The organism is Pseudomonas sp. BNK-44-b, assembly GCF_047456245.1.
In the GTDB taxonomy this organism is placed as follows: Bacteria; Pseudomonadota; Gammaproteobacteria; order Pseudomonadales; family Pseudomonadaceae; genus Aquipseudomonas; species Aquipseudomonas machongensis.
Genome location: NZ_CP179908.1, coordinates 634,764 through 647,329 on the forward strand (window position 1 = coordinate 634,764; position 12,566 = coordinate 647,329).

Here is a 12,566-nt window from a genome sequence, read left to right on the forward strand (position 1 = left end):
TGGCAGTATCAGGTATTACCCAGGTGTTCAGGCTTGATCGGATCCCCGGACTTCACATCCAGCTTCTGGCGGATGTCCTCGAACATATGGTCGTAGAGCTTGTGCGGCGAGCCCAGGTTTTCGAATTTCTTCGGCGCCGGCAGGTACGACTGGGCCTTGCGGCTCAACTGCATGAGGAAGCTCGGCAGTACCTGGTCCTTGGCCAGGAAGAACTTCTCGTCGACAGACTTGCCTTCGATGCTGCCATGCATGCGAAACTGGATACCGCGGCCTTCCGTGGGATCCTGGGTGGCTTCGTACTCGATGTTGAGGTCGTAGCTGTGGTCATTCTTGTTCAGCGCCGTGCGCTCGATATGAACATGACCAGGATGGTACTGGGCCATGATGGCGTCCTCCGGAAGGTTGAAAATGGCCGGCGCCGTGCACCGGCCAACTGCACTCAACGGTAGCTGATACCTGGCTTGGCGGTCGACACCCGCGTACCGGCAGTGCCCTTGACGATCTCTTCGATGTTTTCCAGCGAGCTGATCACCGCGACCTTGCCCGTGTTGCGGGCGAAATCGCAGGCGGCCTGCACCTTCGGCCCCATCGAGCCCGCTGCGAAGCCGAGTTTTTCCAGCTCGTCAGGATGCGCCTGGGCAATGGCTTTTTGCGTCGGCTTGCCGAAATCGATGTAGGCGGCATCGACATCGGTGGCGATGATCAGCAGGTCGGCGTCCAGTTGTTCGGCCAGCAGCGCCGAACACAGGTCCTTGTCGATCACCGCCTCGATGCCTTTGAGCTTGCGGTTTTCGTCGTACATCGTGGGGATGCCGCCGCCGCCGGCGCAGATGACGATGCTGCTTTTTTCCAGCAGCCACTTGATCGGGCGGATCTCGAAGATGCGCTTGGGTTTGGGGCTGGCGACCACGCGGCGGTACTTGTCGCCGTCGGCCTTGACCACCCAGCCTTTCTCCTTGGCCAGGCGCTCGGCCTCGTCCTTGGCGTAGACCGGGCCGATGAATTTGGTCGGATCCTTGAAAGCCGGGTCGTTGGCGTCGACCTCGACTTGCGTCAGCAGGGTGGCGAAGGGCACCTCGAAGTCGAGCAGGTTGCCCAGCTCCTGTTCGATCATGTACCCGATCATGCCTTCGGTCTCGGCACCGAGCACGTCCAGCGGGTAGGCTTCGTCGGGCTTGTAGGCCTGGCCCTGGAGCGACAGCAAGCCGACCTGCGGGCCATTGCCGTGGGCGATGACCAGTTCGTTGCCGGGGTGGATCTTGGCGATCTGCTCGGTGGCAGTGCGGATATTGGTGCGCTGGTTGTCGGCAGTCATTGGCTCGCCGCGGCGCAGGAGGGCGTTGCCGCCCAGTGCAACAACGATACGCATGGGGAAATGTCCTTCAGAAAATGTTCAAGGGTCGGGCAAGGCCTGTGGGAGCGGGTTTACCCGCGAAGCCAGCGACGCGGTGCATGGCACCGGTTATGCCGGTGTTCGCGGGTAAACCCGCTCCCACAAAAGCCCGCCCCTGCAGGGGTTGCCGTCAGAGATCAGCCAGGGTCGATACCAGGATCGCCTTGATCGTGTGCATGCGGTTCTCCGCTTGCTCGAAGGCGATGCACGCTGGTGACTCGAACACGTCATCGGTCACTTCGATGCCGTTGGCCAGGTGCGGGTATTTCTCGGCGATCTGCTTGCCGACCTTGGTCTCGGAGTTGTGGAACGCCGGCAGGCAGTGCATGAACTTGCTGCGCGGGTTACCGGTGGCTTTCATCAGTTCCTTGTTTACCTGATAGGGCAGCAGTTGCTCGATGCGCTCGCCCCAGGCATCCACAGGTTCTCCCATCGACACCCAGACGTCGGTATGGACGAAATCGACGCCCTTGACCGCCGCCTTCGGGTCTTCGGTCAGGGTGATGCGCGCGCCGCTTTCCTCGGCGTACTGCTTGCAGCGCTGCACCAGGTCGTCATGCGGCCACAGCGCCTTGGGCGCGGCGATGCGCACGTCCATGCCGAGCTTGGCACCGATCAGCAGCAGCGAGTTGCCCATGTTGTTGCGCGCATCGCCCAGGTAGGCGTAGCTGATGTCGTGCAGCGGCTTGTCGCTGTGTTCGCGCATGGTCAGCACGTCGGCGATCATCTGGGTTGGGTGGTATTCGTCGGTCAGGCCGTTGAACACCGGCACGCCGGCGAACTTGGCCAGTTCTTCGACGATCTCCTGCTTGAAGCCGCGGTACTCGATGGCGTCGTACATGCGCCCGAGCACGCGGGCGGTGTCCTTCATGCTCTCCTTGTGGCCGATCTGCGAGGAGTTGGGGTCGATGTAGGTGACGTTGGCGCCCTGGTCGTAGGCGGCGACTTCGAAGGCGCAGCGGGTGCGGGTCGAGGTCTTCTCGAAGATCAGCGCAATGTTGTTGCCCTTCAGGTGCTGCTGCTCGGTGCCGGTGTACTTGGCGCGCTTGAGATCGCGGGAGAGGTCCAGCAGGTAGCGCAGCTCACGGGTGGTGTGGTGCTCGAGGCTGAGCAGGTTGCGGTTGTGGATGTTGAACGCCATGACAGTGTCTCCTTGAATGCGGTGAGTGCCCGGCCCGCGCCTCGTAAGCGTGGGCCGGATTGAGGGCGTTAGTAGTCGATAGGGTCGCGCACGATCGGGCAGGTCATGCAGTGGCCGCCGCCGCGGCCTCGGCCCAGTTCACCGGCGCTGATGGTGATGACCTCGATCCCGGCCTTGCGCAGCAATGTGTTGGTGTAGGTGTTGCGGTCGTAGCCGATGACCACGCCTGGCTCCAGGGCCACCACGTTGTTGCCGTCATCCCATTGTTCGCGTTCGGCGGCGAAGCTGTTGCCGCCGGTCTCGACCACGCGCAGCTTCACCCCGAGCTGCTCGCCGACCACCTCGATGAACGACTTGTTTTCACGGCGCACATCCATGCCGTAGGGCTTGCTTTCGTCGGGGCGGATGATGAACGGCACGATCTCGCGCACCACTTCCGGGAAGACCGTGACCAGGTCGCGGTCGCAGAAGCTGAACACGGTGTCCAGGTGCATCGCGGCACGCGACTTGGGCAGGCCGGCGACGATGACCTTTTCCACTGCGCCCTTGGCGAACAGGTTCTGCGCCAGTTGGCCGATGGCCTGGCGCGAGGTGCGCTCGCCCATGCCGATGAGCACGATGCCCTTGCCGATCGGCATGACGTCGCCGCCTTCCAGGGTGGCGCTGCCGTGCTCCTTGTCAGGGTCGCCGTACCAGACCTGGAAGTCGGCGCCGGTGAATTCCTTGTGGAACTTGTACACGGCAGTGGTCAGCAAGGTTTCCTGGCGTCGTGCCGGCCAGTACATCGGGTTCAGCGTGACGCCGCCGTAGATCCAGCAGGTGGTGTCGCGGGTGAACTGGGTGTTGGGCAGGGGCGGCAGGATGAAGCTGGAGTGGCCGAGGTAGTCGTTGTACATCTTCACCACATCGGCGCCTTCGCTCTGCGGCAGGTCCTGGCCGGCCACGCCGCCGATCAGGAACTCGGCCAGGTGGCGCGGATCGAGGCCTTCGAGCCAGCCGCGCACTTCATTGGTCAGGCCAACGCCGACGGTATTGGGGGTGATCTTGCGATCGAGAATCCACGCCAGGGCCTCCTTGTTCTGCACGATGTCGGTCAGCAGGTTGTGCATTTCCAGCACATCGACGCCGCGCTCGCGCATCTTGGTGACGAAGTCGAAATGGTCACGCTTGGCCTGGTCGACCCAGATCACGTCGTCGAAGAGCAGTTCATCGCAGTTGCTGGGGGTCAGTCGCTTGTGCGCCAGTCCCGGGGCGCAGACCATCACCTTGCGTAGCTTGCCGGCTTCGGAGTGCACGCCGTATTTCTGTTTTTCCGTGGACATGATGATTCCTCCAATCATACGAAGACGTGGTCAAAGGGTCAGGAAGCCGTCGTACAGCCCGTAGGCCGCCACCAGGGCGCCGACGATCACAGCGGCGAAGATCAGTTTTTCCACGTTGGTGAAAATCGGTTGGCCGACCTCGCGCTTGGCCTTGGCGAACAGGATCGCGCCAGGGGCGTAGAGCAGGGCCGACAGCAGCAGGTACTTCACGCCTCCGGCATACAGCAGCCAGATCGCGTACAACAGGGCGATACCGCCGATGATCAGGTCCTTCTTGCGTTCGGCGAGGGCCTGTTCGTAGGTTTCGCTGCGCACCGCCAGCAGTACCGCGTAGGCCGCCGACCACAGGTAGGGCACCAGGATCATCGAGGTGGCGAGGTAGATCAGCGACAGGTAGGTGCTGTTGGAGAACAGGGTGATGACCAGGAAGATCTGCACCATGGCGTTGGTCAGCCACAGGGCGTTGGCCGGCACCTGGTTGGCGTTCTCGCGGCGCAGGAACTCGGGCATGGTGTGGTCCTTGGCGGCGGCGAACATGATCTCCGCGCACAGCAGCACCCATGACAGCAGTGCCCCCAGCAGCGAGATGATCAGGCCGACGCTGATCAGCACCGCGCCCCAGTGACCGACCACATGCTCCAGCACCGCGGCCATCGACGGGTTCTGCAGCTTGGCCAGCTCCGGCTGGGTCATCACGCCCATCGACAGCACGTTGACCAGCACCAGGAACAGCAGCACGGTGATGAAACCGATGACCGTGGCCTTGCCCACGTCGGAGCGTTTTTCCGCCCGCGAGGAGAAGATGCTGGCGCCCTCGATGCCGATGAACACCCACACGGTGACCAGCATCATGTTGCGCACCTGATCCATCACGCTGCCGAGGTCGGGCGAGCCCAGGCCCCAGATGTCGGCGGTGAACACATCGAGCTTGAAGGCGAACAGGCAGATCAGCGCGAACAGCGCCAGTGGCACGACTTTGGCCACGGTGGTGACCAGGTTGATGAACGCCGCCTCCTTGATGCCGCGCAGGACCAGGAAGTGCACACCCCACAGCAGCAGCGATGCGCCGATCACTGCCGCCGGGGTATTGCCTTCACCGAAGACCGGGAAGAAGTACCCCAGGGTGCTGAACAGCAGGACGAAGTAGCCGACGTTGCCCAGCCAGGCACTGATCCAGTAGCCCCAGGCTGACGAGAAGCCCATGTAGTCGCCAAAGCCGGCCTTGGCATAGGCGTACACGCCACCATCGAGGTCGGGTTTGCGGTTGGCCAAGGTCTGGAACACGAAGGCCAGGGTGAGCATGCCGACGGCGGTGATGGCCCAGCCGATCAGCACGGCACCGACACCTGCGCTGGCGGCCATGTTTTGCGGCAGGGAGAAGATCCCGCCACCAATCATCGAGCCCACGACAAGTGCAACTAATGCGCCGAGTTTAAGTTTTCCGGGAGAATCAGACATTTAACAACTCCGTGCCAGGAGAAAGTTGACGACAGAATAAATCCGGCGCTGTAGTCATTCGCTGATGTGGATCAGTTCATGGCGCAACAGCGTGAGAAAATTCTTGCTCGGGTCTCCTGGAGAGTGCCGACGGCTTTGCTGCAAGCCTTGTGCGCTGGCACCTCCATGTACTTCTAGAGCAAACGCTCTGTTTGGCTTGCGAAATCTGAAAGCTAGTCGTTTCTAGCGGTTTCGCAAATTTTTCACGTGTCATTCGACAGGGCGTCGCGAATTTGCGAGTTGCTCGACAATGTGAATATTGGCGGCCGTCGGCATATAGACAAATGCGTTATGAGTGCTATAGCTTTAATGGCGTTGATTAATAAACAAGCTGTAACATTTATATGTAGTGGCCGTTATGTTTCAGACAGGCGACAGGCGTGAGGGAGCTGCAGATGGGCGAACCGGGACATAAGCTTCGCCTGGGGGCGCTGATCGCCCTGGTGGTCGGTTCGATGATCGGCGGCGGGATCTTTTCATTGCCGCAGAACATGGCCGCCCGTGCCGATGTTGGCGCAGTACTGATCGGCTGGAGCATCACTGCGGTCGGCATGCTGGCGCTGGCCTTCGTGTTCCAGACCCTGGCCAACCGCAAGCCCGACCTGGACTCGGGCGTCTACGCCTACGCCAAGGCCGGCTTTGGTGACTACATGGGCTTCTCGTCGGCCTGGGGCTACTGGATCAGTGCCTGGCTGGGCAACGTCGGCTATTTCGTGCTGTTGTTCAGCACCCTTGGTTTCTACTTTCCCGTATTCGGTGAGGGCAATACGCCGATAGCCATCGGCTGCGCTTCGCTGTTGCTGTGGGCGGTGCATTTCCTGGTGCTGCGTGGCATCAAGGAAGCGACCTTCATCAACCAGGTCACCACGGTGGCCAAGGTCGTACCGCTGCTGATCTTCATCGTCATCGCGGCCTTCGCCTTCCGCGCGGATATCTTCACCCGCGATATCTGGGGGCTGGGCAACCCGAAGTTCGGCAGCGTCCTGGAGCAGGTGCGCAACATGATGCTGGTGACGGTGTTCGTGTTCATCGGCATCGAGGGCGCCAGTGTCTATTCCGGGCGTGCGCTGCACCGTTCGGATGTCGGCAAGGCCACGGTGATCGGCTTTCTCGGGGTGCTGGCGCTACTGGTGCTGGTCAACGTGCTGTCGCTGGGGGTGATGACCCAGCCTGAACTGGCGGGGTTGCAGAACCCGTCGCTGGCGTCGGTGCTGGAACATATCGTCGGGCCCTGGGGGGCGATGCTGATCAGTATCGGGTTGGCGGTTTCGTTGCTTGGGGCGCTGCTGTCATGGGCGTTGCTGTGTGCCGAGATTCTCTTCGCAACCGCTCGCGACAAGACCATGCCGCGTTTTCTGGCCAGGGAAAATGCCAATCATGTACCGGCCAATGCACTGTGGCTGACCAACAGCATGATCCAGGGGTTCCTGCTGATCACCCTGTTCTCGGCTGGCACCTATACCAGCCTGATCTACCTGGCGTCGTCGATGATCCTGGTGCCGTACTTCTGGTCGGCGGCCTATGCCGTGCTGCTGGCCTGGCGGGGCGAGAGCTATGCCGGGCAGGCGGGGCTGCGGCGCAAGGATCTGGCCGTGGCGCTGCTGGCGCTGTTGTATGCGGTGTGGCTGTTGTATGCCGGGGGACTCAAGTACCTGTTGCTGTCGGCCCTGCTCTATGCCCCGGGAGTGATCCTGTTCGCCCGGGCCAGGCACGAGCAGGGGCAGGCATTGTTCAGCCATTGGGAGAAGCTGATATTCGCGGCGGTACTGGTGGGCGCAGGGGTAGCGGCTTATGCGCTGTACTCGGGGGCGCTGAGTTTGTAAGTCGGTGGCGGTTGTTGCGGCCTCATCGCGGGACAAGTCGCAGCGGCGCACCGCTCCCACGCATGCTCACAAACTCGATGGGTCAGCCCCCTTTTGTGGGAGCGGGCTGGTCCCGCGATGAGGCCATAAATCGTCACCAACGCGCTTGAGCCGAACCCAGCTCGCAAGCCCCACGTGCCCAGTGCATCGACGCCTGCCCCACCTTCAACGGCCCCTTGATCCTTTGCGCGGGCCCCCAGGGCGTCTGCTCCAGATGCGGGTCGAGATCCTCCGGCGTTTCTGCGGCCAGGGGCAAGTCATCCGCCATCGTTCCATGCTCCACCAACAGCTTGGCGGTGCGAGCCAAGGACAGCCGTGCCCGGTAACCGGCGCCATGAGCCAGGCGCTGTTCCAGCCCGCGGATCGCCTCGGCTGCCATCAGGTACCCGGTTGCATGGTCCAGCGCCTGCACCGGCAAAGGCACAGGTCTGTCCGTTTGTTGCCAGCGCATGCCTTCGCGGGCGATGCCGCTGCTCATCTGCACCAGGCTGTCGAAGCCGCGGCATGCTTGCCAGGGGCCGCTCCAGCCGTAGGCGTTGAGGCTTACATCGATCAGGCCTGGGTTGAGCTGGCGCCTGTGCTGCGCGCCAAAACCCAGATGCTCCAGTGCATCGGCGCGATAGCCATGCAGGAGAATGTCGGCCTCGCCTAGCAGCCGTTCGAACACCTCGCGGTCAGGCGTCGCACGCAGATCCAGGCGCGCACAGCGCTTGCCCAGGGTGACTTCGGCGACCACCGCCGGCTCATCCCAACCGAATGGGTCGATGCGCAGCACTTCGGCGCCGAAGGCGGCCAGCAAGCGGCTGGCGGTGGGGCCAGCGAGGATACGCGTCAGATCCAGCACCTTGATACCGGCCAGCGGACGTGTTTCACAGCCTTGCCAGGCCAATGGCGCTGCCGCGTCGAACTGCTCACGCAGCACCAAGGGCTCCTTGTTCACTGCCTGCCCCTGCGGGTGTTCGCACCATTGCGCCCAACTGCGCATCTTCGCCGCACAGCCTCCGGCTTCGACCACGGCGCTTTCCAGCGCCTCACCGTCCCAGCGCAGGACCTGCGCCGCGACCGCCTGGCGATCGGCGGGGGCGCCCAGCACGCCGAGTGCGGCCTGACGATGATGGGGGGCGTTGGTGTGCAGGCGAATCCAGCCATCGCGGGTGGGATAGTCACCGGCGACGGCGTCCCACAGGGGAGGGGTCTGCCAGCCATGTGGGCGCAGGCTGGTGGCAAACCAGAACGAGGCCAGGCGCCGATCGACGCTGACCAGCGGGCAGTTGTTGGTCTGGCGCTGCAGCAGGCTGGCCAGTGCCCGCCCGGCAGCGGCCATGCTCGCGGCGGCCAGGTCGGTGACGGCAAACGTCGAGGGCAGCCCACCAACGCCGTGCCAGCGCAGGGCGGCGTGGTCGAGGTTAAGTTCACGGACGATGGTGTCGAGCAACTGGGGCATGCAGGATCCTCCTTGGTGGATCCCATTGCAGTACATCCCGCGCTGGGATGCAAATGCTCAGCGTTGCAGTTGGGCGGGCAGTGGCGCGGTGGGTTGTTCGGGGCGCGACCAGATCCACAGGTTGCCCAGGGTCATGCCGGCGATGGCAAGAAACACTGGCCAGTGGTGCTCGAGCATGGTGAGCATCAACCCTGCGCACAGCAGCATGCTGATGGTCGCGCTGACCTTGGCGCGGCGCTGGATCACCTTGCCGTTGCGCCAGTTCCACAGGATCGGTCCGAACAGCCGGTGGTTCTCCAGCCAGGCGGACAGGCGCGGTGAGCTGCGGGTCGCTGCCCAGGCGGCCAGGAGGATGAACTCGGTGGTGGGCAGGCCGGGAATGACGATGGCGACCAGACCTATCCCGAGGCTGACATAAGCCAGGATCGCATACAGCAGGCGGGACAGTCGGGAGCGGGCAAGTCGGGTCATGGTCTCACTGCAAAGCGGTCCGGCCACCCGAATGGTGGCCGGCAGGTGCGTCTCAGGCCAGCGCTGCATCCGTGGCGTAGGCGTGCTTGAGCAGCTCGGTGAAGCGCTCGAAGGCCGCGACTGCGCCACGCTCGGCGGCAGCGTCCTCTTCGGCCGACAGTTCCAGGCTGTCGAGGATGCGGGTGAACTGTTTCCAGCCCTCTGCACGACCACCGGCGGGCTCGCCCAGATGACGGGCGCCAAAGCTGTCGGACAGGTCCAGGGCCACGGCACGCTTGATCAGGAACGCAGCGCCCAGTTTGGAGCCTTCGGAGACGAAGATCCAGCCCAGGGCTTCGCCCAGGCTTGGTTTGACCAGGGCGCCTGCGACCGGGGCCGGTACTTCGGTGTTCAGGTCGGCCAGGTCCAGGCGCGCCTGTTCGGCCCGGCAACGCTCGGCCAGGTCAGGGACGATGGCGATCAGTGCCGGGTCGGTGTACAGCGCCTGCAGTTCGGACTGGAACAGGTACTGGGCGACGACGAAGCGGGCGAAGCTCTCGCGGCTGTCGAACGGCGCGTGCGACTTGACCAGAGCGTCCAGCTCGGTGTGCGGTGCGTGAGTGACCTGGTTCAGGCGTTGCGAGCGCAGGGCGGCGCGCTCGGAGGTGTGGCGGGTCATGGGGGCATCCTTGGGAAATGGGGCTGTCTAGGTACAAGACGAAAGAGAAGACGCGGGACAGTAAAAAAACCTCACCTGGGAGTGGGAGGCATTTGTGTTCTGGAGGGGGTTACGGGAGCGGCACAAGGCCGCCCCCGCGGGTACCGGGATCAGATATCCCAGACCACATTGATGGCGAAGTTGCGTCCCGGCATGGTCAGGCGGTCGAGGTTGGCCGGCTGGGTCACCGCCGCCTCGCCAAGGCCGTCATAGCCGCGCACGTCATCCCACTGCCAGTACTTCTTGTCGGTGAGGTTGTAGAGGCCTGCGTTGACGGTCACATCCTCGGTCACCTTGTAGAAACCGGTCAGGTCGAGCACCCCGTAGCCCGGCGTGCGGAACTGCGAGCTGGCGCCATCCGGGGCGAAGAAGGTGCTGTCGTCGACGCGGGTCTTGCGCTTGACCAGTGTCCAACTGAGCAGGCCGCCGTAGTTCTGCTGCTCGTAGCCCAGGCCCATCACCGCGGTCAGCGGATTGACGCTGTTCAGCGGCTGGCCATTGTCGTCGTTGCGGCCATGGGCATAGGCCAGCGAGCCTTGGGTGTAGAGGCCTTGCGGCGCGCCGAAGTGATCGAGGTTCAGGCGGCCCTTGAACTCGGCACCCTTGATGGTCGCGTGCTTGATGTTGTTGGCCTGGAAGGTCGAGCCCAGGTTGGCGGACTGCACGGCGTCTTCGTTGATGAAGTCGCGGTACTTGTTGTAGAACACCGCCACGTCGAAATTGCCGGCCTCGAACTTGCCGCGCAGGCCCGTCTCGTAGCTCTTGCTCTTTTCAGGCTCGAGGTTGGGGTTGGGTTCGACGCTGTAGCCCAGGGTCGGGTTGTCGAAGCGGCCGTACATGGCCTTTGCGGTCGGGGTACGGAAACCCTCGGCGTACTGGCCGTACCAGGTGTAGTTGTCGTTGAAGGCATAGGTGACGCCGAACTTGGGCGAGACGCGGTGCCATTTCTTGTCGCCGTCATCGACGCTGGACGGCGCTGCACCGGTGCCCTGGATACCACGCAGGAATTCTGCGGTCATCTTCGGTTCCATGCGGGTGTAGTCGTAACGCGCACCTGGCAGGAAGGTCCAGTTGTTCCAGCGGATCTCGTCCTGGGCGAACAGGCTGTAGGTGTTGATGGTCGGATCCGGGAAGTCGCTGACCAGCGCCTGGCTATCGCTCACGCTGTTCTGGCCGATGGCGCGGCAGGTGCCACCGATGTTCAGGCAGGTGCCGGTGCCGCTGCGCGAGCCGGTGACCTTCTCGTGCTTGAGGGTGGTGCCGTAGGTGAGCAGGTGATCGGTCTCACCGATGCTGAAGGCCTTGTCGAACTGACCATCGAACACCCATTGGCGATCCTTGTAGGTGGTCTGGCGATCACGGAACACCTGGCGACCGGAGGCGAAATAGAGTTCGTCGGTGCGCTGGTCGGTCTTGGCGATCTGGTAGTTGAGGCTCCACTTCACGTGGTCTGCGACCGGGCTGTCGAGGCCGAACTCGTGGTTGATACCGAAGCGCTCGCGGGTGACGGTGTCGTTGCCTTCACGCATCCGATACATGTTCGACGCACCACGGCCGGGGATGAACGGGCCGCCCACCGCGCTGAGGATGTTCTGGTCGCGGTCGTCCTTGTAGTGCTCGTAGGTGAAGCCCAGGCGCGCGTCGTCGGCGTAGTTCCAGCCCAGCTTGGCCAGTACGTTGGTGGTGCGCACGTCTTCCGGGTTGGCTTCGGTGCGGCCAAGGCCGGTGCCGCCGTGGCCACCGTAGGATTCGGTCTCGTGGCCGTTGCGCTGGCTCAGGTGCAGCAGGCCGTCGAAGTCGCCCTGGCGGCCAGCGACGGTGGCGGAGGTCAGCCAGCTTTCGTCGGCCGAACTGTAGCCGGTCTTCAAGCGCGCGCCAACGTCCTTGCCAGGCTTGATGATGTCGTCCGGGTCGAGGGTGTAGTAGCTCACCGCGCCGCCGATGGCGTTGCTGCCGTACAGCACCGAGGCCGGACCACGCAGGATCTCGACGCGCTTGACGATCTCGGGGTCGACGTAGTTGCGCTGGGTCTGGGCGTAGGGGCCGTAGAAGAAGCTGTCGGGGATCGATACGCCATCGACCTGGGTGAGGATTCGCTCTCCGTCGATGCCACGGATGTTGTAGCCGTTCAGGCCGCTGCGCTGGCCGACACCGCCAACCGAGACACCCGGCTCGTAGCGCACCAGTTGCTTGATGTCGTTGACGTTCTGGCGGTCCAGTTGCTCGCGGGTCTGCACACTGACGGTGCTCGGTACCTGACTCACGTCCTGGGCGCTGCGGGTGGCGCTGACGGTCAGCTGTTGCAGGGCAATGGCGTTGCCTGCGGTCTGGCGCTCGAGCACGACGTTGCCGTTGCCGATCTTGCGAAAGCCCAGGCCTGTGCCGTGCAGCAGTTTCTGCAGTGCCGCTTCCGGCGCCAGTGCCCCTTGCACGCCCGGCGAAGCCACGCCCTCGGCCAAATCGGCGGAGAAGCCGATCTGCCAGCCGGTGACTTCACTGAACGCGTTGATCGCCGATACCAGTGGTTGCTGGGCGATGGCGAAGCGATAGTCGCCCATCCGCGGGCTGGCGGCCTGGGCCGGCTCTGCGGCCAGCGCCGGCAGGCTGCAGGCGCCGCTGGCCAGCAGGGCCAGGGTCAGCAGGGACAGTTGTCCCATGCGTCGGGAAGAGGGGGATGGGCGGGTTGGACCTGAGGACATCGGAAGCGCTCCCTGTCGCGCGAACTGTTATAGGTGAGTG

General features: G+C 63.5%; 10 protein-coding genes. 1 reads left to right on the forward strand and 9 read right to left on the reverse strand.

Going from position 1 to position 12,566, the window contains the following annotated elements; genetic code table 11:
* Positions 1-8: 8 nt before the first annotated feature.
* From ACMGGG_RS03145 to arcD (ACMGGG_RS03165), 5 genes are all read right to left on the reverse strand, one after another.
* Positions 9-383, reverse strand: a complete 375-nt coding sequence (locus tag ACMGGG_RS03145) for a DUF5064 family protein (protein ID WP_063543211.1) — start codon at positions 381-383, stop codon at positions 9-11.
* A 56-nt stretch (positions 384-439) separates the two neighbouring features.
* On the reverse strand, positions 440-1,369 hold the full coding sequence (gene arcC, locus ACMGGG_RS03150) for a carbamate kinase (protein WP_054895514.1): 930 nt from the start codon (positions 1,367-1,369) through the stop codon (positions 440-442).
* Between the two features lie 154 nt (positions 1,370-1,523).
* The gene (locus ACMGGG_RS03155; protein ID WP_054895515.1) at positions 1,524-2,534 is read right to left on the reverse strand and encodes an ornithine carbamoyltransferase; all 1,011 of its coding nucleotides are present in this window, start codon (positions 2,532-2,534) and stop codon (positions 1,524-1,526) included.
* Positions 2,535-2,602: 68 nt separating this feature from the next.
* Complete coding sequence (arcA, locus tag ACMGGG_RS03160) at positions 2,603-3,856, reverse strand: arginine deiminase (RefSeq protein WP_414154850.1); 1,254 nt, start codon at positions 3,854-3,856, stop codon at positions 2,603-2,605.
* A 30-nt stretch (positions 3,857-3,886) separates the two neighbouring features.
* Positions 3,887-5,314, reverse strand: a complete 1,428-nt coding sequence (gene arcD, locus ACMGGG_RS03165; RefSeq protein WP_054925695.1) for an arginine-ornithine antiporter — start codon at positions 5,312-5,314, stop codon at positions 3,887-3,889.
* A 434-nt stretch (positions 5,315-5,748) separates the two neighbouring features.
* Between arcD (ACMGGG_RS03165) and arcD (ACMGGG_RS03170) the strand changes: the two genes are divergently transcribed.
* On the forward strand, positions 5,749-7,176 hold the full coding sequence (arcD, locus tag ACMGGG_RS03170; protein WP_054895141.1) for an arginine-ornithine antiporter: 1,428 nt from the start codon (positions 5,749-5,751) through the stop codon (positions 7,174-7,176).
* 133 nt (positions 7,177-7,309) lie between these two features.
* Here the strand turns inward: arcD (ACMGGG_RS03170) and ACMGGG_RS03175 are convergent, their stop codons facing one another.
* The 4 genes from ACMGGG_RS03175 to ACMGGG_RS03190 form a co-directional block, all read right to left on the reverse strand.
* Positions 7,310-8,659, reverse strand: a complete 1,350-nt coding sequence (locus ACMGGG_RS03175) for a CoA transferase (protein ID WP_414154851.1) — start codon at positions 8,657-8,659, stop codon at positions 7,310-7,312.
* 57 nt (positions 8,660-8,716) lie between these two features.
* Entirely contained in the window at positions 8,717-9,130 is a 414-nt protein-coding gene (locus ACMGGG_RS03180; RefSeq protein ID WP_054895168.1) for a YbaN family protein, read from the reverse strand.
* 52 nt (positions 9,131-9,182) lie between these two features.
* The gene (locus ACMGGG_RS03185) at positions 9,183-9,788 is read right to left on the reverse strand and encodes a biliverdin-producing heme oxygenase (RefSeq protein ID WP_063543221.1); all 606 of its coding nucleotides are present in this window, start codon (positions 9,786-9,788) and stop codon (positions 9,183-9,185) included.
* A gap of 149 nt (positions 9,789-9,937) precedes the next feature.
* Complete coding sequence (locus ACMGGG_RS03190) at positions 9,938-12,526, reverse strand: TonB-dependent receptor (protein ID WP_414154852.1); 2,589 nt, start codon at positions 12,524-12,526, stop codon at positions 9,938-9,940.
* Between the last annotated feature and the right edge of the window lie 40 nt (positions 12,527-12,566).

Coding starts and splice junctions, on each gene's coding strand:
- ACMGGG_RS03145 (WP_063543211.1), bottom strand. CDS start 383: ATGGCCCAGTACCATCCTGGTCATGTTCATATCGAGCGCACGGCGCTG.
- arcD (WP_054895141.1), top strand. CDS start 5,749: ATGGGCGAACCGGGACATAAGCTTCGCCTGGGGGCGCTGATCGCCCTG.
- ACMGGG_RS03175 (WP_414154851.1), bottom strand. CDS start 8,659: ATGCCCCAGTTGCTCGACACCATCGTCCGTGAACTTAACCTCGACCAC.
- ACMGGG_RS03155 (WP_054895515.1), bottom strand. CDS start 2,534: ATGGCGTTCAACATCCACAACCGCAACCTGCTCAGCCTCGAGCACCAC.
- ACMGGG_RS03190 (WP_414154852.1), bottom strand. CDS start 12,526: ATGTCCTCAGGTCCAACCCGCCCATCCCCCTCTTCCCGACGCATGGGA.
- arcD (WP_054925695.1), bottom strand. CDS start 5,314: ATGTCTGATTCTCCCGGAAAACTTAAACTCGGCGCATTAGTTGCACTT.
- arcC (WP_054895514.1), bottom strand. CDS start 1,369: ATGCGTATCGTTGTTGCACTGGGCGGCAACGCCCTCCTGCGCCGCGGC.
- ACMGGG_RS03185 (WP_063543221.1), bottom strand. CDS start 9,788: ATGACCCGCCACACCTCCGAGCGCGCCGCCCTGCGCTCGCAACGCCTG.
- arcA (WP_414154850.1), bottom strand. CDS start 3,856: ATGTCCACGGAAAAACAGAAATACGGCGTGCACTCCGAAGCCGGCAAG.
- ACMGGG_RS03180 (WP_054895168.1), bottom strand. CDS start 9,130: ATGACCCGACTTGCCCGCTCCCGACTGTCCCGCCTGCTGTATGCGATC.